The organism is Nocardioides sp. (assembly GCF_031397825.1).
In the GTDB taxonomy this organism is placed as follows: Bacteria; Actinomycetota; Actinomycetes; order Propionibacteriales; family Nocardioidaceae; genus Nocardioides.
In genome coordinates this window covers 1-23311 of the sequence record NZ_JANNML010000229.1, presented here as the reverse complement: position 1 = coordinate 23311, position 23311 = coordinate 1, and the positions used below count along the sequence as shown (strand labels likewise).

The following is a 23311-nucleotide window of genomic DNA, read 5'->3' as shown; positions in this document are numbered from 1 at the left end:
CCGCAGCACCCGAGCCCCGGTCACCATCAGCGAGAAGCAGGCAGCAGTGGAGGAAGCAGTGACGCGACACGACCGCGTCTGGACCCTGCCCAACCTGCTCAGCGCCCTCCGGCTCGCCGGGGTCCCGGTCTTCCTGTGGCTGGTCCTGGGGCCGGAGGAGGACGGCTGGGCGCTCGCCCTGCTGATGGTCTCCGGCTTCACCGACTTCCTGGACGGCTGGCTGGCCCGCAAGCTCGACCAGCAGTCCACGGTCGGCCAGATCCTCGACCCGGTCGCCGACCGTCTCTACATCCTGGCCGTCGTCGTCGGGCTCGCACTGCGTGACGTCATCCCCTGGTGGATGGCCGTCTCACTGCCCCTGCGCGACGCCCTCATGTGGGGCCTCGTCCCGCTGCTGCGCACTCGCGGCTACAGCGCGCTGCCGGTGCACTTCCTCGGCAAGGCGGCGACCTTCAACCTCCTCTACGCCTTCCCGCTGCTGCTCCTGGGCGACGGCGAGGGCGTGATCGCGGTGCTCGCACAGGTCTTCGGCTGGGCCTTCGCCGTCTGGGGCATCGGCCTCTACTGGTGGGCCGGGATCCTCTACGCCTGGCAGGTGCGCAAGCTGCTGCTGACCACCGAGCGCCGCACGGCGGTGCAGGGTGCCTGACCGCGTCCAGGAACGTCCCTCGCTCCCTCCCCGCGTCACGCTCCCGCTGCTGGACCTGATCCAGCAGCAGGCCCTCGACGAGGACTACCTGGTCGCAGCCGAGCGTCGGGCCGGCCGCGCGCAGCAGATGGCCCTCCGTGGCGGCGCCGGAGAAGGAGACGCCGACGCCGACGCCGACCCGCCGCAGCGCAACCCGCGCAGGATCGCGGCCGTGGTGGTCGCGGTCTTCGGCGTCATGGCCTCCACCGCCGCGGTGCAGACCCAGCGCAACGCCTCGGTCGACGACGAGGGTCGGGCCAGCCTGGTGTCGCGCATCGACGACCAGAGCGCCCGGGTGGCCGGCCTCCAGGAGCGCATCGCGCAGCTCCGCGACAGCAACGCCTCCCGCGAGGCCCGGGCCCGCGCGATCGCTGCCGACGAGGCGGCCCTGACCCCGCGGCTGCGCCGTCTGCGGGTCCGCACCGGCTTCGTCGCCGTGCGGGGGGAGGGGATCAGCGTCGTCGTCGACGACGCCGCGTCCGGCAGCGCGGACGGAGTCGTGCGCGACGAGGACCTGGCACTGCTGGCCGACGGGCTCTGGACCGCCGGCGCCGAGGCGATCTCGATCAACGGCCAGCGCCTCACGGCCCTCAGCTCGATCCGCACCTCGGGTCAGGCGATCGAGGTCAACGGCATCGGCATCGCGCCGCCCTACTCCGTGCTGGTGATCGGCAACCGCAACACGTTGCAGGCCGACTTCTTCGAGACCAGCAGCGGCCTGGCCTTCAACGACCTGTCCGCCCGCTTCGGCTTCGAGTTCGACCTGCAGGACGAGGACTCGGTGTCGCTGCCCTCCGGTCCGTCGATGTTCCTGTTCCTGCGGTCGGCCGTGGAAGGCAGAGGCGCCGACCAGAACCCGCCCAAGACCGAGGAGATGAACAGATGATCGCGGTGCTCGGCCTGGCGCTGGGTGTGCTCGTCGGGGTGTTCTTCAAGCCCGACGTGCCGCTCGGCCTCGAGCCCTACCTCCCGATCGCGGTGGTGGCGGCGCTCGATGCCGTGTTCGGCGGCATGCGCGCCTACCTCGACGGCATCTTCGACGACAAGGTCTTCGTCGTGTCGTTCGTGAGCAACGTCGTCATCGCAGCCGGCATCGTCTACGTCGGGGACAAGCTCGGCGTCGGCGGTCAGCTCTCGACCGGCGTGATCGTGGTGCTGGGGATCCGCATCTTCTCCAACGTCGCCGCCATCCGGAGGCACCTCTTCCATGCCTGACGACAAGCCTTCCGGACGTGAGCGCCTGCTGCGGGCGCTCTTCCAGCCGTCGCGCCGCCAGGTCGTCGTGGCGCTGCTGCTGGCCCTCGTCGGCTTCGCCGCCGTCACGCAGGTGCGCAGCACCGAGGTCGACGACACCTACTCCGCACTGCGTGAGCAGGACCTCATCGACGTGCTCAACGGCCTCGCCGGCACGACCCAGCGCGCGGAGTCGGAGATCACCCGGCTCCAGCGCACCCGCGACGACCTCCAGTCCGACACCAGCCGCCGTCAGGCCGCGCTGGAGCAGGCCCAGAGCGAGGTCGACACCCTCAACATCCTGGCCGGGCTGGTGCCCGTCACCGGTCCGGGCATCAGGATCACCATCACCGAGGTCGACGGCACGGTCGAGGTCGCCTCGCTCATCGACACCGTCCAGGAGCTCCGCACGGTGGGGGCCGAGGCGATGCAGTTCAACGGGCAGGTGCGGATCATCGCCCAGAGCTCGTTCACCGACGACGTGGGGGGCATCTCCATCGACGGGGTCGCGCTGGCGTCGCCCTACGTCATCGACGTCATCGGCGACCCCGCCGTCCTCGAGGGGGCGATGACCTTCGCGCTCGGACCGAAGGCCAAGCTGGAGGACGACGGTGCCGAGCTCGAGGTCCAGCAGCTCACCTCGCTCGACATCGAGGCCGTGCGCTCGCCGGTCCAGCCCGAGTACGCCGTGCCCGACTCGGGCCAGTGAGGCCCGGGGCAGTAACCTGCACGCGATCCTGCACCCGGCCCCGGCCCGGTGCTCCGACCGGAGGAGACCACCTTGTACCCCGATGACCTGAAGTACACCGTCGAGCACGAGTGGCTGCGCACGCCGGGCGAGCACGAGGGATCGGTCCGCGTCGGCATCACCGACTACGCCCAGGACGCCCTCGGCGACATCGTCTACGTCTCCCTGCCCGAGGTGGGCGACGTCATCGACGCCGGCAGCACCTGCGGTGAGCTGGAGTCGACGAAGTCGGTCAGCGACGTCTACGCGCCGGTCTCCGGAGAGGTCGTGGCGCGCAACGAGTCCCTGGACGCCACGCCCGAGCTGGTCAACAACGATCCCTACGGCGGCGGCTGGCTCTTCGAGATCGTCCCCTCCGACGCCACGCAGCTCGACGACCTCCTCGAGGCCGACGGCTACGTCGCCTCGCTCGAGGGCTGACTGCTCATCGGGTCGTCGTCCCGGCCACGCTGCTGATAGGTTCGGAGCAACCGTCAACCTCCACCCTGCCTTGAGGGTTGAGAGGGCATGACGGGTCGACGGACGACCTGACCGGAGGATGATTCGATGCCGTTCTGCACCGCATGTGGCAGGCAGAACCCGGACGACGCACGTTTCTGTGCCCAGTGCGGCACCAAGCTGGTCAGCGTCGACGCTCCCACCACCGGCGCGGTCGAGCCCATCGGGGAGTCCACCGCCACCATCCAGATCGGCACCCCCGGCGGTGACCGCGTCGAGACCTCCGACCGTCAGCTCAACCCGGTGGACGCCGCGGCCGTGGACGCGCTGCCCACCGGGCACGCCCTGCTGGTGGTCCAGAAGGGTCCCGGCGCCGGCAGCCGCTTCCTGCTCGACGGCGACGTGACCCATGCCGGCCGCCACCCCGACAGCGAGATCTTCCTCGACGACGTGACTGTCTCGCGCCGCCACGCGGTGTTCAACCGTGACGGCGACTCCTTCACCGTGAGCGACGTCGGCAGCCTCAACGGCACCTACGTCAACCGCGACCGCATCGAGAAGGTCCAGCTCAACGACAGCGACGAGGTCCAGATCGGCAAGTACCGCCTGGTCTTCTTCTCGGGTCACGAGAGCCACTGACCGTGGCGAGCTCGCCGTTGCCGGAGAGCGCCGCCGGAGGATCTCGGGCGCGCATGAACATCGGGCAGGTCCTCGACCTGCTCCGCCCCGACTTCCCCGGGATCACCATCCCCAAGATCCGCTTCCTCGAGGACAAGGGGCTGATCAAGCCCGAGCGGACGCCCGCGGGTTACCGCAAGTTCGCCCACGAGGACGTCGAGCGCCTGCGCTACGTCCTGCGCATGCAGCGTGACCACTACCTGCCGCTCAAGGTCATCGGCGAGCACCTGGACGCGATCGACCGGGGTCTGGAGCCGCCGCCGATCGACGCCGTGGTCCCGACCGTGCCCCAGGTCGCCCTCGCCGCTGACGGGCTGCCCAGCGCCGACTCCTTCGCGCGCCACGACAACCTGCGGCTCTCGCGGCGTGAGCTGGTCAAGATCGCCGAGATCTCCGAGGAGCTGCTGGTCCAGCTGGAACAGTTCGGGCTGATCACGCCCCGGGCCGGCACCGGTCACTACGACACCGACGCCCTCGTCATCGCGCAGACCGCCCGTGAGCTCGCGGACTTCGGCTTCGAGCCCCGGCACCTGCGGGCCTTCAAGACCTCCGCCGACCGTGAGGTCGGGCTCGTGGAGCAGGTCATCGCCCCGCTCAAGCGTGGTCGCGACGCCGGCGCGCGGGCTCGCGCCGACGACGTGGTCTCCGAGATCGCGGCCCTGTCGGTCCGGCTGCACGCCACGCTGGTCAAGTCCGGCCTGCGCTCGCGCTGAGCGCTGTGCCCCGGTGCGCCGCACGCCCGCTCGCGGCCGTGACCCTGCAGCGTACGGGCGGAGTGCCGGCGCAGGTCCGCGGGGCTTCCGGACCGGAGTAGCCTGACTCCCATGCGCGAAGTTGACGTCATGGGAGTCCGGGTCGAGATGCCCTCGAACCAGCCGATCGTGCTGCTGCGCGAGATCACGGGGGAGCGCTATCTCCCGATCTGGATCGGCGCCGTCGAGGCCACGGCGATCGCCTTCGCCCAGCAGGGCGTGATCCCGCCGCGGCCGCTGACCCACGACCTGCTCAAGGACGTGCTCGAGGCGACCGGCAACGAGCTCACCGAGGTGCGCATCACCGACGTCAAGGACGGGGTCTTCTTCGCGACCCTGGTCTTCGAGTCCGGTGCCGAGGTCAGCGCCCGTCCGTCCGACTCGATCGCGCTCGCGCTGCGCACCGGCACCAAGATCCTGTGCGCCGAGGAGGTCCTCGACGAGGCGGGCCTCGCCGTGCCGGCCGAGCAGGAGGACGAGGTCGAGAAGTTCCGCGAGTTCCTCGACCAGGTCACCCCCGAGGACTTCGAGGCTCCCACCGAACAGTGATCCCGCCTCGCGATGCCTGACCCTCACGTTGAGGTTGAGGGTTGCGACACGCCGCGGGAGTCTTTGACCGCCCCGGTCATCGGCCGTACCTTGAAGTGTCTCTGTTGTAACTCCACGCTTGTCCTTCCCCGGAGCTACGTCCAACGGAGTAGACCCACGGAGGACCGTGTGAACGAGCAGAAGCCCGAGACCGGCGTCAGCGCCGCAGCAGTGGAGGCCGTCGAGTCGGCGGAGGAGCAGGGACTGCTCTTCACCGACGACGTCTCCCCGCTGCCCAGCGACCTGGGCTACCGCGGTCCCACCGCCTGCAACGCAGCCGGCATCACCTACCGCCAGCTCGACTACTGGGCCCGCACCGGCCTCATCGAGCCCACCGTCCGCGGCGCGAGCGGGTCGGGCTCCCAGCGGCTCTACTCCTTCCGCGACATCTTGATCCTCAAGGTCATCAAGCGCCTCCTCGACGCCGGCATCTCGCTGCAGCAGATCCGCACCGCGGTGACCCACCTGCGCGAGCGCGGCACCGACGACCTGACCCGCGTCACCCTCATGTCGGACGGTGCCTCGGTCTACGAGTGCACCAGCAACGACGAGGTCATCGACCTGCTCCAGGGCGGCCAGGGCGTCTTCGGCATCGCCATCGGTGGCGTCTGGCGCGAGATCGAGGGCACCCTCGCCGCGCTCCCCAGCGAGCGCGCCTCCGACGACGCGGCCAGCTCCGCCGCCAAGGACGAGCTCTCCGCTCGTCGTGCCGCCCGCCAGACCGGCTGACGGCACCCTCTGCTCCTGCTCCGGCCGGGTCGTCACCCTCGTGGTGGCGGCCCGGTCGTCATGTCGGGGGACCTGCGGATCGGACACCTTCCGCAGACCCAGGTCGGCCGGGCCTGCGGTTCGGTCACCCACCGCAGTCCGACGGTTGCTAGGCTGTGGGCGCTGACTGATCCCGCACGGGAGAGTCTTCGCTCGGCGGCCTGATCATCGGCCCGTCGGGAACGAAGCGCCGAAGGGGCAATTCCTCCCCGGAACCTCTCAGGCGCCCGGACCGTGCGGAGCAGGCAACTCTGGAGGACCGACGTCGGTCCGACAGAGGGGGAGGGCGATGGTGCCATCGACCTCGATCCCTGCAGGAGTCCCCGTGTCAGACCACCCCAGCCTCACCGAGCTGGACGGCGCCTCGCCGTTCGTCGAGCGCCACATCGGGCTGCGCCCGGCCGACGAGCAGGTCATGCTCGAGCGCCTCGGCTTCGCAACGCTGTCGGAGCTGATGGACGCTGCGGTGCCCGGCGGGATCCGGTCCGAGGTCGAGCTCGAGCTCCCCACGGCACTGACCGAGCACGCGACGGCCAAGGCGCTGCGCTCGCTCGCGGCCGCCAACCGGCCGGGGGAGGCGATGATCGGCCTGGGCTACCACGCCACGATCACCCCGCCCGTGGTGCGGCGCAACGTCCTCGAGGACCCCAGCTGGTACACCGCCTACACGCCCTACCAGCCCGAGATCTCCCAGGGCCGCCTCGAGGCTCTGATCAACTTCCAGACCGTCATCGGCGACCTGACCGGGCTGCCCACCGCCAACGCGTCCCTGCTCGACGAGAGCACGGCTGCCGCCGAGGCCATGACGCTCCTACGACGGGGCAACCGCAAGGCCGCGGGCCCGTTCGTCGTCGATGCCGACGCACTGCCGCAGACCATCGACGTCGTGCGCACCCGCGCCGAGGGCATGGGCATCGAGGTCGTGGTCGCCGACCTGACGAAGGGACTGCCCGACGGGGAGCTGTCGGGCGTGCTGGTGCAGTACCCCGGCGCCTCCGGGCGTGTCCTCGACCCGCGGCCGGTCATCGAGGCCGCCCACGAGCGCAACGCCCTCGCCGTCGTCGCCGCCGACCTGCTCGCCCTGACGCTGCTCGAGGCTCCCGGCGCCCTGGGCGCCGACGTCGTCGTCGGCTCCTCGCAGCGCTTCGGCGTCCCGCTCTTCTACGGCGGGCCGCACGCCGGCTTCATGGCGGTGGCCGCCGGTCTCGAGCGGCACCTGCCCGGGCGGCTCGTCGGGGTGTCCATCGACGCCGAGGGGCGTCCGGCCTACCGGCTGGCACTGCAGACGCGCGAGCAGCACATCCGCCGCGACAAGGCGACGTCCAACATCTGCACCGCCCAGGTGCTGCTCGCCGTCGTCGCCTCGATGTATGCCGTCTACCACGGCCCCGAGGGGCTCAAGGCCATCGCGACCCGCACGCATCGCTACGCCGCCGTGCTGGCCGAGGCGCTGGGCGCCGCGGGTGTGACCGTCGACCACGAGCAGTTCTTCGACACCCTCTCGGTGAGGGTGCCGGGCCGTGGCGTCGAGGTGCAGCAGGCTGCGCGACAGATGGGCATCCAGATCCGGCTCGTCGACGCCGACACCGTCGGGATCTCGACCTCGGAGTGCACGACCGGCTCGACGATCGGCGGCTTGCTGAAGGCCTTCGGCGTCAGCGCCGACCTCGACTCCATCGACCTCGCGACCGGGGACGCGCTGCCGGGCGACCTGCGCCGCGCCACGCCGTACCTCACGCACGAGGTCTTCAGCGCCCACCACAGCGAGACCCAGATGCTGCGCTACCTGCGCCGGCTGTCGGCACGTGACTACGCCCTGGACCGCGGCATGATCCCCCTCGGCTCCTGCACGATGAAGCTCAACGCCACGACGGAGATGGAGCCGGTGTCGCTGCCGGGCTTCGCCGACCTGCACCCCTTCGTGCCGGCCGAGGACGCCCAGGGCTACCGCCAGCTGGTCGACGACCTCGAGGGCTGGCTGGCCGAGGTCACCGGCTACGACAAGGTCTCGATCCAGCCCAACGCCGGCTCGCAGGGCGAGCTCGCCGGGCTGCTGGCGATCCGCGGCTTCCACCGGGCCAACGGCGACGAGGGACGCGACGTCTGCCTGATCCCGTCGTCGGCGCACGGCACCAACGCCGCCTCCGCGGTCATGGCCGGGATGCGCGTCGTGGTGGTCAAGGCCGCCGACGACGGCACCGTCGACCTCGATGACCTGCGCTCCCAGTGCGAGAAGCACGCCGACGACCTGGCCGCCATCATGGTCACCTACCCGTCGACGCACGGTGCCTACGAGGACACCATCGCCGAGCTCTGCGAGGTCGTGCACGCCCACGGCGGGCAGGTCTACGTCGACGGGGCCAACCTCAACGCGCTGCTCGGCTACGCGAAGCCGGGGGAGTTCGGCGGCGACGTCTCCCACCTCAACCTGCACAAGACCTTCTGCATCCCGCACGGCGGCGGTGGCCCGGGCGTCGGACCGGTCGCCGTGCGCGCCCACCTGGCGCCCTTCCTCCCCTCGCACGCGATGCACCCGGAGGAGGCCAAGCGCTCGGGCATCGGACCGATCAGCGGCGCGCCCTACGGCTCAGCCGGCATCCTGCCGATCTCGTGGGCCTACATCCGGCTCATGGGGGGCGCGGGGCTGACCCGCGCGACGGCGACCGCGGTGCTGTCGGCCAACTACGTCGCGGCCCGTCTCGGGGAGCACTTCCCGGTGCTCTACCGCGGCCACAGCGGCCTGGTCGCCCACGAGTGCATCCTCGACGTCCGGGGGATCACCAAGGAGACCGGCGTGAGCATCGACGACGTCGCCAAGCGGCTGGTCGACTACGGCTTCCACTCACCGACCATGTCGTTCCCCGTCGCGGGCACGCTGATGGTCGAGCCGACCGAGTCGGAGGACCTGGCGGAGATCGACCGCTTCTGCGAGGCGATGATCGCGATCAAGGGCGAGATCGACCGGGTCGCGGCGGGGGAGTGGACCCCGGAGGACTCGCCGCTGCGCGGGGCACCGCACACCTCGCGCGCGCTCGTCGGCGAGTGGGACCGCGCCTACCCGCGCGAGCTCGCGGTCTTCCCGACCGGCGTCGACCCGGACAAGTACTGGCCGCCGGTCGGTCGCATCGACCAGGCCTATGGCGACCGCAACCTGCAGTGCTCCTGCCCGCCGCTGGAGGCCTTCGCCGAGTGAGCGCACGCTGGGACTCCTGCCTGGATGCCCTCCAGGCTCACGGGCGGCTGCCGTCGCTCGTCGCCGGCGTCCTGCAGGGCGGCGAGCTCGTCTGGACCGGCGCGACCGGGGCCGGCTCGGTCGACGACCGCTACCGGATCGGGTCGATCACCAAGACGGTCACCGCGGTCGCCGTGCTCCAGGCACGCGACGCCGGGCTGCTGTCGCTCGACGACCCGATCGGCTCGGTCGTCCCGGAGACGGGCTATCGCGACGTGACCGTGCGCCAGCTCCTCGCCCACACCGGTGGGCTTCGGAGCGAGCCGGTCGGCTCGTGGTGGGAGCGGTCGCCCGGGGTCGACTTCGCGACGCTGGTGGCCGCCGACGACGGCAGCGGCGCCGTCTGCGAGCTCGGGGAGTTCCACTACAGCAACCTGGGCTTCGCCCTGCTCGGGGAGGCGGTCGCGCGGGTGCACGGCGCGTCGTGGTGGGACGTCGTGTCGGCCCACGTCCTGGCGCCCCTCGGCCTCGACCACACGTCGTACGACGTCGCGGCGCCAGCCGCGCAGGGATGGAGCGTCGACCACTTCGCGGGCACGCTGACCCGCGAGCCGCACCAGGACACCGGCGCGATGGCACCGGCGGGCCAGCTGTGGAGCACGGTGAGCGACCTGGCGGCCTTCGCGCTGTTCCTCGTCGAGGGACACCCCGACGTGCTCTCCCGCGAGAGCGCGGCGGAGATGGCGCGGCCGACCAGCGCGACCTACGGGCTCGGCACGTGGCTGCTCGAGCTGCCCGAGCTCCCAGGTCGTCGGTTGGTAGGACACCCGGGCTCGATGCCCGGCTTCCAGGCCAGCCTCTTCGTCGATCCCGAGACCCGCGACGGTGCGGTGGTGCTCGCGTCGAGCACCACGGGGCTCGACACCGACACGGTCCCCGGGCTGCTGCTCGGCGACCGCGACCTGGCGCCCCTGGAGCCCTGGGTGCCGACCCAGAGGGTGCCGGCGGGGGTGCGCGACCTGCTGGGCCTGTGGTTCTGGGGCAACAGCGCGGTCGAGGTGCGCTGGCACAACGAGCAGCTGCACCTGCGCAGCCTGGCCCGGCACCGCCTCACCGACGTCTTCGAGGTCCGTGAGGCCGGGATCGTGGGCACCTGGGGCCATCACCGCGGCGAGCGGCTGCGGGTGCATCGCCGTCGGGACCGGACGGTCTCGCACCTCGAGTGCGCGACCTTCGTCTACACCCGCACGCCCTACGACCCCACCGTCCCGGTCCCCGGCGGGCACCCGGCCTGAGCGCACCTTCACGCCGAGTCGGCGCACTGTTGTTGCGCGGGTGCACCATCGCGCCGACTCGGCGTGGGTGGGAGAGGCGGTCCGGACCGGCCTACATCGCCTGCGACACGCTCGACATGTTGAAGTCGGGCACGCGCAGCGCCGGGGTCGCGGTGCGCGAGAAGTAGTCGTCGCCCCACTCCCGGCTGAAGCTCGGCACCGTCGCCGACGCGTGGGAGAAGCGGCGGAGCAGGTCGATCGGGCTCTCGTTGAAGCGGAAGTTGTTGACCGACCCCACGATCTCGCCGCCCTCGACGAGGTAGACGCCGTCGCGGGTCAGCCCGGTCAAGAGCAGCGACTGCGGGTCCACCTCCCGGATGTACCACAGGCAGGTCAGGAGCAGTCCTCGCTCGGTGCCGGCCACGAGGTCCTCGATCGACCCGGAGCCGGCGTCGACCTCGAGCACCAGGTTGTCGATGGCGGGGGTCACGGGCTGACTCGTCATCTCCGCCGAGTGGCGGGTCTGGAGGAGCGAGGTGAGCTCGCCGTCCCGGATCCAGTCGGTGCGCTCGAGCGGCAGGCCGTTGTCGAAGACGGACGACTCGTTGCCGGAGGCCCCCGCGAGGGCGAACGGCGCGCACTGGAGCCCGTCGTACGACGGGTCGGAGTAGAGGTGGACGCCGGGCGAGGTGATCTGCTGACCGATCCGCGTGCCGACCCCGCGCTGGCTGTAGACCGACTGGCCCTCCCAGGCGACCCGCGCGCCGGCGTACCAGTAGGCGTCGATCATCAGGTCGGCCACGGCGGTCGGGGGCAGGATCGTGTCGTAGCGGCCGGCTGGGAGGTCGACCCGGCGCGCGCCCCACCCGAGCCGTTGCGCGACGGTCGCCTCCATGGCCAGGGCGTCGACGTCGGCGAAGTCACGCGTCGCACCACCGACCCACGCGCTCTCGCGAAGGTCGGCGGTCTTGCCGGTGCAGGCGTAGTGCCCGGTGGGTTGGACGTGGCGCAGCCGCAAGCCGGTGGTCGAGCCGAGGAACGTCGTCGCGACCTCGTGGTTGACGAAGCCGTAGAGGACGCGGTCGGCCGAGGAGGCCCGCCCGAACGCCTCGCCGAGGGCGGGCGCGAAGGTGTCGTAGACGTGGATGTCGGTGGACACGGCCTGCTCGTCCCAGTCGGGCGAGACGCGGTCACGGACCAGGTCGGCGGCGTCCTCGGCGGGCGAGGACAACCGGGCAGCTGCATCTGCTGCCTCGACGAGCGCAGTGACCTGGGCCTGCGTGCTCGCGCTGCCGCTGACCGAGCCGGTGGCCACCCCGTCGCCCGAGCGGATGAAGGAGACCACCGTGACCGAGACGCCGTGCATCACGCCGTTGGTGGTGAGGGTGTTGTTGGCCCACCGGAGGTTGGCGCTGGTGTGGTCACGGACGATGACGACGCAGTCGTCGGCCGTGGAGACGGCGACGGCCTGGTCGACCAGGGACTGGGGCGTGGTCGGGATCGTCATCAGTGGCCTGCCTCGTCGAGGGTGTTGAGGATGCGGACGCCGCGGAAGAGCGAGGTCGGGCAGCCGTGGCTCACCGAGGCCACCTGGCCCGGCTGGGCCTTGCCGCAGTTGAACGCGCCGCCGAGCTCCCAGGTCTGTGGCCCACCCACCGCCTCCATCGAGCCCCAGAAGTCCGTCGTGGTGGCCTGGTAGGCGACGTCGCGCACCTGGCCGACGAGCTCGCCGTCCTTGATCGTGTAGAACCGCTGACCGGTGAACTGGAAGTTGAAGCGCTGCATGTCGAACGACCACGACTTGTCGCCGACCACGTAGAGACCGCGGTCGACGCGGCCGATCAGCTCCTCGGTGGAGGGCCCGTCGGGCGACGGCTGCAGCGACACGTTGGCCATGCGCTGGATCGGGACGTGAGCGGGGGAGTCGGCGTAGGCGCAGCCGTTGGAGCGACCCGTCGGGTGGTCCGGGCCGGCCAGCTCGGGCTTCTTGTGGCCCATGGACCGGTCGAGCTGGTAGCCCACGAGCACCCCGTCGCGCACGATGTCCCACGACTGGGTCTGCACGCCCTCGTCGTCGTAGCCGATGGTCGCCAGCCCGTGCTCGACGGTGCGGTCACCGGTGACGTTCATGACCGGTGAGCCGTACTGCAGCGTGCCGAGCTTGTCGTAGGTAGCGAACGACGTGCCGGCGTAGTTGGCCTCGTAGCCCAGGGCCCGGTCGAGCTCGGTGGCGTGCCCGATCGACTCGTGGATCGTCAGCCAGAGGTTGGAGGGGTGGATGACCAGGTCGTAGTCACCGGCCTCGACACTGGGTGCCTTGAGCTTCTCGGCGAGCAGCTCGGGCACCTGCTCGATCTCCTCGTCCCAGTCGTGGCTGCCGTCGGTGAGGTACTCCCAGCCCCTGCCGACCGGCGGGGCGATGGACGACATGGAGTCGAACGTGTCGGCCCCGGTGCCCATGGCCTCGAACCCGGGCTGGAGCCGCACCCGTTCCTGCGTGGTCCGGGTGCCGTGCAGGTCGGCGTAGTACTTGTTCTCCTGCACCTGCAGGGCGTACGCCGACGCGTGGTCGACCGCCGCGCCCGTGCGGAGCCGCTCGGTCCAGTCGACGAGCAGCGCCGCCTTCTCGGCCACGGGCACCTCGAGCGGGTTGGTGACGTAGGAGGACACCCAGGTGACGTCGTCGTAGACCGGCTCGGCCGCGAGCTCCACGGGCGTGCTGGTCATCGCTGCCGCGACGACGGCGACCGAGACGGCCGTCTCGGCGACCCGGACCGCTTCCTCCGGCGTGAGCGCGATCCCGGCGGCGAAGCCCCAGGCACCCCGGTGGATCACCCGGACGGCGAAGCCGAGGTCCTCGGTGTCACTGGCGCTCTGCAGCACCCCGTCGCGCACCGCGACGCGTTGGTAACGGATCCGCTCGAAACGGAAGTCAGCATGGGACACCCCGAGCTCGCGCGCCCGGGTGAGGGCCGCGTCGCCCAGGTGGCGGTAGGGGAGCGAGGAGAAGGTCGGATCGAGCGTGGGTGCGCCCGGGAGTCCACTCATGCACCGAACCTATCCGAAGAGGCCGGTCCCTCAGCGACGCGCGCGCACGGCCCAGGCATGGGCGGAGATCGTGAAGGGCGCAGGCCCCAGCAGCTCGAAGCACCGGTCACGCAGGGCTGCGCGTCCGGCCTCGTCCAGTCCCGCGACGTGCTCGCCGAGGGGTCCGATGCCGAACGTGTAGGGCTCCCACCAGTCGTCCGCGTCGTCGAAGGTGACGTCGACGCGCAGGTCTCCGCTCACGACGTCACGCAGGCCGGCGAGGGTCGCCAGCTCCTCGAGATGCCCCTCCCGGGCACCGGGCAGCCCGTCCTCGGCGGTGGCGCCGGGGCTCAACTGCTGCGCGGCCTGCCAGCAGAGGCTGAGCGGGCTCCGTCCTCCGTCGTGGTCCCAGACGCAGGCGGCCACGACCCCACCTGGTCGCGTCACGCGCGCCATCTCGCGGAGGCCGGCGACCGGGTCGCTCATGAAGTGCACGACCAGCTGGGCGACGGTCGCGTCGAACGCGCCGTCCGGAAAGGGCAGGTCCTCGGCCGAGGCAGGTCGCACGTCCACCCCCGGCAGACGCTCCGCGAGGCCCTCGACGAACGGAGGCGACGGGTCGACGGCGCTGACCGCGTCGACGTCGAGGCGTCGCGCCAGCTCGGCGGTGAGTGCTCCTGGTCCGCTGCCCACGTCGAGGACGCGCTGGCCGACCTCCGGACCGATGAAGTCGGCGAACCTCGGCGCGAGGGGCACGGAGAACCGCCCCATGAAGCGGGCGTAGGCGTCCGGTGGCACCACGAAGGACATGAGGCGACGTTAGACCTCGCGGCCCCGCGTGGACAGACCCGCGTCAGCGACGCAGCGCCACCGTGGAGCCCGACCGTGACTTGGTGACGACCAGCTGCGTCGGGATCCGGTCGCGGAGCTCGGCGACGTGGCTGACCACGCCCACGACACGACCGCCGTCGCGCAGGGCGTCGAGCGTGTCCATGACGTCGTCGAGGGTGTCGGCGTCGAGCGAGCCGAAGCCCTCATCGACGAAGAGGGTGTCGAGCGCGGCGCCGCCGACCTCGTGGGTGATGACGTCGGCGAGGCCGAGAGCCAGGGCCAACGACACCACGAACGTCTCGCCCCCGGACAACGTGGCGGGGTCCCGGGTCTCACCCGACCAGTCGTCGCGGACCAGGAGGCTGAGACCGCCGCGGGTCTCGCCGGCGCCACGGTCACCGGTGTGGACCAACGAGTAGCGCTGGTCGCTCATCGAGGCCAGGCGCTGGTTGGCGGCAGCGACGACCTGGCCGAGACGGTAGGCCAGGACATAGGCGGAGAGCCGCATCTTCAGCCGGTTGTCGGGTGCCTTGCCCTCCACGAACGCGGCCAGCCGCACCGTCACCTCGAGGTCCTCGCGCAGGGGTGCCCAGGACCGGAGGGCGCTCTCGAGCTGGGCCTGCAGCGCTGCCAAGCGGGTCACCCGGACAACGACGTGCTCCACCTTGCCACGGGTGCGGGCCAGGGCGGCGAGGGCATCGGCGTGGGCCTCGACCAGGGGTGGCAGGTCGGGTGGCAGCGCCGAGGTGAGCTCGTCGGCACCAGGGGCGCCGAGGACCTCGCGCACGGCGGCGAGCCGTTGCTCGTGGGTGCGGACGGCGCGGGTCAGTCGCTCGACCTCCGCCTCCGGGAGCACCGCAGCGGCTGCTGCCTCGGGGGAGTCGAACCCTGCCTCGGCGCTGGCGCGCTCGAGGGCGCCCCGCGCCTCGTCGTGGGTCGACCTGGCGATTGCGAGCGCGTCCAACGCTCGCAGGGCGGCGCGGCCCGACGCGAGCTGCGCCTCGTGGGTGGCGAGCAGGGCGTCGAGATCGGGGCAGTCGGTGCCCGCAAGGGCCCGGTCGAGAGTGGCTCGCAGGTCGGTGCACTCCGTGGTCAGCCCGTCGATGCGGGCTGCGGCCTCGGCGGAGCGGCGGTCGAGCGCGCGCAGCTGCTCGTCGAGCTGCGCGGGGTCGGGGGGCCTGCTCGCCCCGGCGCGGCCCCCGCGGCTCGCGGCCAGGGGAGCGAGCTCGGCCTCGACGTCGGCCCGCTGCGACTGGAGCTCGTCGAGCGTGACCTCGCCGAGGGCCTCGGTGAGCCGGTCGCGCGCGGCGACGAGGTCGCGGACCTCGAGGTCGCGCAGGTGCTCGGTGGCCTTGGCGTCGTCGACCGCGCGCAGCGCGGCCTTCTCGGCCGCAGCGTCCGGAGCGTCGAACGAGGGCTGTGCCTTGTGGGGGTGCTCGGCCGAGCCGCACACCGGACAGCACGCTCCGACGGCGAGCGCCAGGGCGATCTCGCCGGCCATGGAGTCCAGCCGGGCCTCGCGCAACGACAGCAGCGACTCGTGCAGGGTCAGCGCGCTCTCCCGTGCGGTGTGCCAGGCGGTGCGGGCGACGTCGATGCGGTGGGAGACCGACCGGTGCTCGCGTAGCAGCCGGACCTGCTGGTCGATCGCGGCGAGACGCGACTGCAGCCGCAGCTCGTGGGTCTCGCGGGTGACCTGCGCCTGACGCTGGTGCCAGCCACCCAGCTCGGTCGTCGCCTCGGCCAGGCGGGTCGCGGCGGGACGCAGCGAGCGCACGCGGGCGGCCTCCTCGAGCGACGTCTCGACGCCGACGGCCACCTGGTCACGGTCACGCACCTCGAGGAGGTCGACGTCTGCGGCGAGGCGGTCCCGCTGGTCGCGAGCCTGGTCGCGGAGTCGGAGCAGCGGCGCGACCCCGGAGGCGCGCTGGGCGAGGGAGACGCGCCTGCCGGTGTCGGCCGCCTCGTCGGCGGCCGCGACGAGGCGGTCGTGCTCGGCCTCGGCTGCGAGGTGGCCCGCGAGCCGCTCGTGGAGGGCGCGCGCCTCGGCGAGGGTCCCGCGCAGCGTCGCCTCTGCGGTGGCGGCGTCGGCGGCGGCCTCGCGTCCCTCGACGAGCGACCGTGCTGCGTCGTCGTGGAGGGCCCCGGCCCAGGCGCCGAGCTGCCCGTCGGCGGCCGGCAGGGTCAGGTCGCGGATGTCCCAGTCACCGGGGAGGGGGCTCTCGGCCGTCTCGCTGACCCTGCTCACCAGGTCGGCCACCCGCTGGTGCGCCTCGTCGCCGGCCCGGCGAAGCCGGACACGCCGGTCGCGCAACCAGCGCTCCACGTCGGCGAAGCGGCCGGTGCGGAAGAGCTGCTGGAGGACGGCGTGGCGGTCCTCGGAGCGGGAGCGCAGAAAGGTCTGGAAGCGCCCCTGGGGGAGCATCGCCACCTGGGTGAACTGGGTGACGGTCATGCCCACGAGGTGGCTGATGAGGTGACCGGTCTCGTCGAGGCGGCTGGACAGGTGGCGCCACTCGCCGTCGACCCGCTCGGCGAGGGTGACCGACGACTGCTGCGTCGTGGTGCCCTCGCCGCGCAGCTTGGGGCGCTCCCAGAGTGGCGAGCGCTCGATGCGGAAGCGACGCGCCCCCAAGGTGGCCTCGAGCACGACCCTCGGGGCCACCCCGGGCCCGGCCTGGTCGCAGCGGAGTCGCTTGGCGGTGTTGCGGTCACCCGGGACGTCGCCGTAGAGGGCGAAGCAGACGGCGTCGAGGACGCTGGTCTTGCCGGCGCCGGTGGCTCCGGAGAGGAGGAAGAGGCCGGCGTCGGAGAGCTCGTCGAAGTCGACGCGGACCGTGTCGGCGAAGGGACCGAACGCGGTGATCTCGAGGTGGTGCAGCCGCATCAGTCCACCTCCTCGGCCGGTTCGTCGGTGCCGGCGTCGTCACGGTCGGAGAGCAGCATGTCGACGTCGGTGTCGTCGCAGCAGGCGTCGATCGCGCTCCAGAGCAAGGTGGTCTCGGACTCGTCGGGTGGTCCGCCGCGCATGTCGGTCATGAAGTCCAGGGCGATGTCGCGGTCGGAGCGCGCGTGGGTCTGCGACGCCGGGAGCGAGCCGAGACGGGGGATCGAGGCCGCGAAGCGCAGGACCAGGGTGTGCGGGAAACGCTGGCGCAGCCGGTCCATCGCCCGGCTCGGACGCGCCGGGTCGGTCAGCGTGACCTCGACGAACGACTGCTCGTGGTGACGCAGGCCCGGGTCGCTCAGGAGCGTCTCGAGGTCACCCGAGAGGCGCGCGACCGCTCGCGGCACCGGTGCCTCCAGGAAGGAGGCCCCTGCGAAGCCGCCCGCGTCGAGCTCGACCAGCCAGGAGCCCTTGAGATGGTCGGCCTCGGAGAACGAGTAGGCCAGCGGTGAGCCGCTGTAGCGGACCCGGTCGGTGAGCGTGTGGCGGCCGTGGAGGTGGCCGAGCGCGGTGTAGTCGATGCCGTCGAAGACCGACGTGGGCACCATCGAGACGCCGCCGACGGAGATGTCGCGCTCGGAGTCGCTCGGCTGGGCACCGGCCACGAAGGCGTGCGCCATCACCACCGACCGGACCCCGGGACGATGCGCCCGGTCAGCGCGGACCCGCCCCATCGCGGTGGTGAGGGCCGCCTCGTGCGAGCGAGCAGACAGGGCCCACGGCTCCACGAGCGCCGCGGGGTCGAGGTAGGGCAGGCCGTAGACCGCCACCGCGCCGTGCTCGTCGGGCAGCACGACCGGCGCGCCCACGCCCGAGGCGTCGGTGCGGATGTGGACACCCGCCGCGTCGATCAGCCGCGAGCTGAAGCCCAGGCGTCGGGCTGAGTCGTGGTTGCCGCTGGTGAGCACGACGGAGGCACGCGAGGCCGCGAGCCGCACGAGTGCGTCGTCGGCGAGGAGCACCGCGTCGACCGGCGGCAGGGCGCGGTCGTAGATGTCGCCCGAGACGACCACCAGGTCCACACGCTCGGACTCCACGACCTCCAGCAGGTGGTCGAGGTAGGTGGCCTGGTGCGCGAGCATCCCCTCGCGGTGGAAGGACCGGCCGAGGTGCCAGTCAGAGGTGTGGAGGATGCGCACACGTCGAACCTAGAGGCGCCCGCCGACACCCTGGTGCACCCACGCCGCGGACCTCCGACCACGTGGGACGACTCACCCGCTGTAGCGCACCGTGCGGCCCTCGGACGTGAAGCCGTAGAGGGTGAGCCCGGCCTCGCGGGCGAGGTCGACCGACAGGCTCGTGGGTGCCCCGACCGCCGCGAGGGCCCCGACACCGGTCGCGATCGCCTTCTGCACCAGCTCGAAGCCCGCCCGCCCACTGACGACCAGGCACGCCTCGGCGGGGGACGACCCGGCGAGCAACCGGGCTCCGGTCACCTTGTCGACGGCATTGTGCCGACCGACGTCCTCGCGCACGACGAGCGCGGTGCCGTCGGCGGCGAAGAGACCCGCCGCGTGCAGCCCGCCGGTCCGGTCGAAGACCTGCTGCTGGGTGCGCAGCACCTCCGGCAGCCGTCGTACGACGGAGGGCTCGGGGAGCGCGCCGCCCCACCGCGCCGCGGGGGTCACCGCGAGCGCTGCGGACACGCTGTCCTTGCCGCAGACGCCGCACGCCGACGAGCCGGTCGACTGGGTCTCGTGGCGGTGGCCGGGGTCGTGCAGCGGCGGAGCCGCCAAGGTCACCGTGACGACGTTGAACTCCTGCTCCGGCTCGAGGTCGACGTCGGTGCAGTAGGCGACGCCGGAGATGTGCTCGTCGCCGACCAGGCTCTCGTGGCGCAGCCAGCCGGCGGCCAGCTCGAAGTCGTGGCCGGGGGTGCGCATCGTCACCCAGACCCGCCGGGCGGGGGAGCCGGGCCAGGCGAGGCGGATCTCCAGCGGCTCCTCGGTGACCAGGCGGTCCTCGCGGCGCTTCACCCCGTCGTCGGTGTGCTCCTCGACCCGGGTGCGGACCGAGGGGCCGGGCCGACGCGGCCGCTCGCTCATGCCGGTCCGCCGGCCGGGAACGCGGCACGCACCGCGAGCCGACGCTCGAGCTCGTCCGCCTGGTCGACGAGCCGTCGTCGCAGCGACAGGTCGAGCCCGTCCTGCGCGAGCAACGACCGGGTGCGGGCGAGGGTGTCGTCGGTGAGCGCGCCCAGCGGGAAGAACGCCTCGGCCGCCTCGGCCAGCACCCAGCCGCTGCGCACCGCGACGGTGGCAGGCAGCTCGTCGAAGTAGCGGGCGACGTACGGCGCCGTCAGCTCGTCCTGCCCACCGCGCCACATGCCCGCGCCGGCGGCGACGAGCTCGTAGTTGGCGACGTCCACCTCTCCGGTGAACCGCGCCCAGGCGAACTCCTTGGCCTCGGCGGTCGGCAGCGAGGACCGCGCCCGGGAGTGCTCGACGCGCGAGACCCCGGTGGGCTCCTCGGCCAGGGCCGCGTCCAGCTCCGCGGCGTCGGTCGCGCCCAGGGCGGCCAGCCGGACCAGGATCCGCCAGCGGAGGTCGAGGTCGCGCTCGAGGCCGGTCGGCAGGTCGGTGGTGAGCCACGCTCGCAGCTCGTCGGGCTCCGTGCTGGCCGTGATCGCCGTGCGGAACGCCGCGAGCTGGAGCTCGGAGCCCGCCTCGGCGGCATGGAGCCGGGCGAGGGCTGCGGCGTGGACGCGGGGGAGCGCGTCGGCACCGGCCAACGGGACGACGGCGGCGAAGACCCAGGGCAGCGTGTGGCGGGCGGTGAACTCGGTGTCCTCGATCGGCAGCCGCGCCTCGAGCAGGTCGACGACGTCGGCGGGGTCGATCGCGGCCTGGTGGAAGGCGCTGCGAACGGAGTTCCACGAGGCCGCCAGGAGCGCACTGTCGGTGATGGAGGGCAGGAGCGTCTTGAGGCCCTGCACGGTGGTCGCGTCGGGCAGGAAGACGCCCCAGCTGTCCTCGTAGGGGTCGATGACCACGGATGCGTCGCCGACGGACAGCGGGGTCTCCGGCCCCTCGAGCGTGACCTCGGCGGTGCTCCACGTGCCCTCGGCTGCGGTCGCGATCCGCAGCCGGTGTGCGCGGTCGGCGGGGTGCTCGGCCGGGGGCGTGCGGCGCAGCACGCCGGCCGCGCGGTCCAGGCTCACCGTGTCGGGGCCGGCCGTGCGCAGCCAGCTCGACGTGAAGCCCGACAGGTCGCCCGCGCCCGCCTTCTCCCAGCTGGTGAAGAGGTCGTGCATCGTGGCGTTGCCGAAGCGGTGCGTCGTGAAGTGGTCGATGACGCCGGCGAAGAAGACCTCGTCACCCAGGCGGGCGTTGAGCTGCTTGAGGATGCTCGAGCCCTTGGCGTAGGAGATGCCGTCGAAGTCCTGCAGCGCAGCGGTCGCGTCGACCGCCCCGTTGCCGGCCACCGGGTGGGTGCTGGGCCGCTGGTCGGCGGTCAGTCCCCACTGGCGGCGAGCGTAGGCCTGGTGGACCCACGCGTCGTCGTACTGGGTGACGTCGGCGGTGACGCGGTTGCCCATGTACTCGGCGAAGGACTCGTTGAGCCACAGGTCGTCCCACCACGCCGGCGTGACGATGTTGCCGAACCACTGGTGCGCCATCTCGTGGGCGACCGTGGTGGCGCGGTTGACCCGGGCGCCACGGGTGACGCGGGAGCTGAAGACGAGCGGGTCGCGGAAGGTCACGCAGCCGGGGTTCTCCATGGCGCCGGCGTTGAACTCCGGCACGAACGCCTGGTGGTAGTCGCCGAACGGGTAGCGGATCCCGAAGAGCCGGTGGAACTCGTCGAAGCACTGCTTGGTCATGGTGAAGAGCTCGTCGGCGTCCTTCTCCAGGTCGCCGGCGATGCTGGCGCGGGCGCTGAGCCCGAGCGGGATGCCGTCGTGCTCGTCGCGGATCAGGTGGTAGGGCCCGGCGACCAGGGTGACGAAGTAGGTCGACAGGGGCTGCGTCGTCGCCAGCTCCCACACGCCGGGCTCGGGGTTGCTGGCCGCGCCGTTGCCGATGACCACCCAGTCCTCGGGCGCGCGCACGTGGAAGGTGTAGGGCGCCTTGAGGTCGGGCTGGTCGAAGCAGGCGAAGATGCTGGGGGCCGCGTCCATGAAGGACATGCCGTAGACGTAGTGCCTGCCGTCGGCCGGGTCGACGCTGCGGTGCAGCCCCTCGCCGTCGTTGCGGAAGCGCATCGTCGCGTCGACCACGAGCTCGTGCTCGCCGGGTGTCGTGTCGATCGGCAGTCGACCGCGGTCGAGCAGGTCACGGTCGACCGGTCGCCCGTCGAGGGTGATCGAGGAGACGCTCACCGGCTTCAGGTCGAGGAACGTCGGCCCCCCCTCGCTGGTGAAGCGCACCGTGGTCACCGACCCGAAGGTCGCGTCGTCGGATGCGAGGTCGAGGCGCACGTCGTACGACGTCACGGTGAGGAGGCTGCGGCGCTCCTGGGCCTCGGTGTGCTGCAGGCTCTGGCTCTGGGTCGTCACCAGATCACCCTAGTTGCGAAGGTTTCACGAAGACGTGGGGCCTCCGGGGCAACCAACCGCGATGCTGGTGCGTCGTAGAGGTCACACGGGACGCCCCATGCGTCCCTCTCTCGGCAGGAAGGCACCACCATGCCGCTCATCAGTCATCACCGCCGGGCCCTCTCCCTCGCGGCCCTCGCCACGACCACGGGGATGCTCGTCGGAGTCACCGCGACCGGTCCCGCCACGTCGGCCGAGCCCGCGGGCGACTGCACCGCTGTCTTCCCGCTCGCCGAGGTGGCAGCGGGCCAGGCCGTCGAGGGCCTGACCGTCGACTCCGGGGTCACTCCCGAGCCGTTCACGGGTGAGGTGCTGGGCGTCCTCGAGGGAGGGATCGCTCCCGGTCTCGACATGATCATCATGGACCTCGACTCACCGGCCATCCAGGCCGCCGGAGGCATCTGGCAGGGCATGTCGGGATCCCCGGTCTACGCCGACGACGGCCGCCTGATCGGCGCCGTTGCCTACGGCCTGGCCTTCGGATCGTCGCCGGTCGCGGGCATCACGCCCTTCGAGGACATGGACGACTACCTCGACGCCGCCGCCCGCCCGGGCCGGATCAAGGTCGACACAGTGATGGCCCAGCGCATCGCGCGCGGCTCCGACGCCTCCGCTGCCGAGGCATCCCAGGGCTTCCGCCAGCTGCCGATGCCGCTCGGTGTGTCGGGGGTCAGCGCCTCGCGTCTCGACGGCGCCACAGGTCGGCCCTACCTCACGAGCAAGGCCTACGCGGTCGGCAAGGCGACGGGAGCCGCCGCTCCCACGGCCGCCGACATCGTTGCCGGCGGCAACATCGCCTCCTCGCTCGCCTACGGCGACATCACCGCGGCCGGGGTCGGGACCGCGACCAGCGTCTGCGAAGGCCGGGTCGTCGGCTTCGGCCACCCGATGCAGTTCAGCGGCCCCGCGACGATGAGCATGCACCCCGCCGACGCCATCTACGTGCAGGAGGAGCCGCTGGGGGCGCCGTTCAAGGTCGCCAACATCGCGGCCCCCGTCGGCACGATCACCGACGACCGCCTCACCGGCATCACCGGCACCTACGGGCCGCTGCCCGAGGGGATGACGGTCACCTCGTCGTTGACGAAGGGCGACAAGTCCCGCACCGGCGTCACCGACATCACCGTCCCGCTGGCCAACGCCGAGCTGACGTTCTTCCAGCTGATCTCCAACCACGACCGCGTCATCGACGGCATCACCGGCGGCACCGAGAGCCAGACCTGGACCATCACCGGGACCGACGCGAACGGCACGCCCTTCACCCTCGAGCGCTCCGACCGGTTCACCTCGATCCGCGACGTCTCCTACGAGGCGAGCTTCGAGACCGTCAAGGCCGAGGTCGACAAGGCCAACTCGCTCGAGGGCGGCAAGATCGACTGGGCCGCGGTGGCCGGCAACGCGCAGACGATCCTGGAGGGAGAGTCGAAGGACTTTCGCATCGTCCTCTACTACGCCGCCGGCCGTGCACAGACCGCCGGCGCCCAGGGCGTCTTCGAGGGCCTGGTGGTCCTCGATCAGATGACCGAGCTCTTCTGGGAGCCGATGTATCCCGGGCTCAAGCGGCCCAAGGCGCGCGGCAACCTCTGCTCCTGGTACCAGGAGATCACGGCGCCGCTGGTCGACGCGTGGA

The 23311-nt window shown here is 71.9% G+C and carries 19 protein-coding genes and 1 riboswitch; of the genes, 12 read left to right on the top strand and 7 right to left on the bottom strand.

From position 1 onward, the window contains the following. Positions 1-58 precede the first annotated feature (58 nt). From RMN98_RS19285 to RMN98_RS19235, 11 genes are all read left to right on the top strand, one after another. The gene (locus tag RMN98_RS19285) at positions 59-649 is read left to right on the top strand and encodes a CDP-alcohol phosphatidyltransferase family protein (protein WP_397210274.1); all 591 of its coding nucleotides are present in this window, start codon (positions 59-61) and stop codon (positions 647-649) included. Further along, a complete protein-coding gene (locus RMN98_RS19280; RefSeq protein WP_309650441.1) occupies positions 642-1574 on the top strand; it encodes a DUF881 domain-containing protein in 933 nt (310 codons plus the stop codon). Before RMN98_RS19285 ends, RMN98_RS19280 begins: the two co-directional genes overlap by 8 nt. Further along, positions 1571-1903 (top strand): DUF1290 domain-containing protein, encoded by a 333-nt coding sequence (locus RMN98_RS19275; protein WP_309650440.1) that lies wholly within the window; start codon positions 1571-1573, stop codon positions 1901-1903. The genes RMN98_RS19280 and RMN98_RS19275 overlap by 4 nt, the downstream gene beginning before the upstream one ends. After that, complete coding sequence (locus RMN98_RS19270; protein ID WP_309650439.1) at positions 1896-2630, top strand: DUF881 domain-containing protein; 735 nt, start codon at positions 1896-1898, stop codon at positions 2628-2630. The genes RMN98_RS19275 and RMN98_RS19270 overlap by 8 nt, the downstream gene beginning before the upstream one ends. A 72-nt stretch (positions 2631-2702) precedes the next feature. Beyond that, positions 2703-3089, top strand: a complete 387-nt coding sequence (gene gcvH / locus RMN98_RS19265; protein ID WP_309650438.1) for a glycine cleavage system protein GcvH — start codon at positions 2703-2705, stop codon at positions 3087-3089. Positions 3090-3215: 126 nt separating this feature from the next. Beyond that, positions 3216-3746 carry an FHA domain-containing protein gene (locus tag RMN98_RS19260; RefSeq protein ID WP_309650437.1) on the top strand — a complete coding sequence of 177 codons (531 nt, stop codon included), beginning with the start codon at positions 3216-3218 and terminating at the stop codon, positions 3744-3746. Between the two features lie 53 nt (positions 3747-3799). Continuing rightward, positions 3800-4498 carry a MerR family transcriptional regulator gene (locus tag RMN98_RS19255; RefSeq protein ID WP_309650436.1) on the top strand — a complete coding sequence of 233 codons (699 nt, stop codon included), beginning with the start codon at positions 3800-3802 and terminating at the stop codon, positions 4496-4498. A 111-nt stretch (positions 4499-4609) separates the two neighbouring features. Continuing rightward, on the top strand, positions 4610-5086 hold the full coding sequence (locus RMN98_RS19250) for a bifunctional nuclease family protein (RefSeq protein WP_309650435.1): 477 nt from the start codon (positions 4610-4612) through the stop codon (positions 5084-5086). A gap of 168 nt (positions 5087-5254) precedes the next feature. Beyond that, the gene (locus RMN98_RS19245) at positions 5255-5854 is read left to right on the top strand and encodes a MerR family transcriptional regulator (protein ID WP_309650434.1); all 600 of its coding nucleotides are present in this window, start codon (positions 5255-5257) and stop codon (positions 5852-5854) included. 167 nt (positions 5855-6021) lie between these two features. Next, a riboswitch (glycine riboswitch) is annotated at positions 6022-6138 on the top strand. Between the two features lie 80 nt (positions 6139-6218). After that, on the top strand, positions 6219-9086 hold the full coding sequence (gene gcvP, locus RMN98_RS19240) for an aminomethyl-transferring glycine dehydrogenase (RefSeq protein WP_309650433.1): 2868 nt from the start codon (positions 6219-6221) through the stop codon (positions 9084-9086). Further along, positions 9083-10360: a serine hydrolase domain-containing protein gene (locus tag RMN98_RS19235; RefSeq protein ID WP_309650432.1), complete on the top strand. Its 1278-nt coding sequence runs from the start codon at positions 9083-9085 to the stop codon at positions 10358-10360. The genes gcvP and RMN98_RS19235 overlap by 4 nt, the downstream gene beginning before the upstream one ends. Positions 10361-10451: 91 nt before the next feature. Here the strand turns inward: RMN98_RS19235 and RMN98_RS19230 are convergent, their stop codons facing one another. The 7 genes from RMN98_RS19230 to pepN all read right to left on the bottom strand — a co-directional run bounded on the left by RMN98_RS19230 (position 10452) and on the right by pepN (position 21642). Further along, the gene (locus RMN98_RS19230) at positions 10452-11846 is read right to left on the bottom strand and encodes a TldD/PmbA family protein (protein ID WP_309650431.1); all 1395 of its coding nucleotides are present in this window, start codon (positions 11844-11846) and stop codon (positions 10452-10454) included. Further along, the gene (locus tag RMN98_RS19225; protein ID WP_309650430.1) at positions 11846-13387 is read right to left on the bottom strand and encodes a TldD/PmbA family protein; all 1542 of its coding nucleotides are present in this window, start codon (positions 13385-13387) and stop codon (positions 11846-11848) included. The genes RMN98_RS19230 and RMN98_RS19225 overlap by 1 nt, the downstream gene beginning before the upstream one ends. Positions 13388-13417: 30 nt before the next feature. After that, on the bottom strand, positions 13418-14176 hold the full coding sequence (locus RMN98_RS19220) for a class I SAM-dependent methyltransferase (protein WP_309650429.1): 759 nt from the start codon (positions 14174-14176) through the stop codon (positions 13418-13420). 43 nt (positions 14177-14219) lie between these two features. Continuing rightward, entirely contained in the window at positions 14220-17084 is a 2865-nt protein-coding gene (locus RMN98_RS19215; protein ID WP_309650428.1) for an SMC family ATPase, read from the bottom strand. Then, positions 17084-18283, bottom strand: coding sequence for an exonuclease SbcCD subunit D (locus RMN98_RS19210; RefSeq protein WP_309650427.1), 1200 nt, complete (start codon positions 18281-18283; stop codon positions 17084-17086). Before RMN98_RS19210 ends, RMN98_RS19215 begins: the two co-directional genes overlap by 1 nt. A 72-nt stretch (positions 18284-18355) precedes the next feature. Further along, positions 18356-19189 carry a formate dehydrogenase accessory sulfurtransferase FdhD gene (locus RMN98_RS19205; protein ID WP_309650426.1) on the bottom strand — a complete coding sequence of 278 codons (834 nt, stop codon included), beginning with the start codon at positions 19187-19189 and terminating at the stop codon, positions 18356-18358. Further along, entirely contained in the window at positions 19186-21642 is a 2457-nt protein-coding gene (gene pepN, locus RMN98_RS19200; RefSeq protein WP_309650425.1) for an aminopeptidase N, read from the bottom strand. The genes RMN98_RS19205 and pepN overlap by 4 nt, the downstream gene beginning before the upstream one ends. Before the next feature lie 129 nt (positions 21643-21771). Between pepN and RMN98_RS19195 the strand changes: the two genes are divergently transcribed. Then, positions 21772-23311: type VI secretion system ImpA family N-terminal domain-containing protein (locus RMN98_RS19195; RefSeq protein WP_309650424.1), on the top strand; the 1540-nt coding region annotated here is incomplete at its 3' end.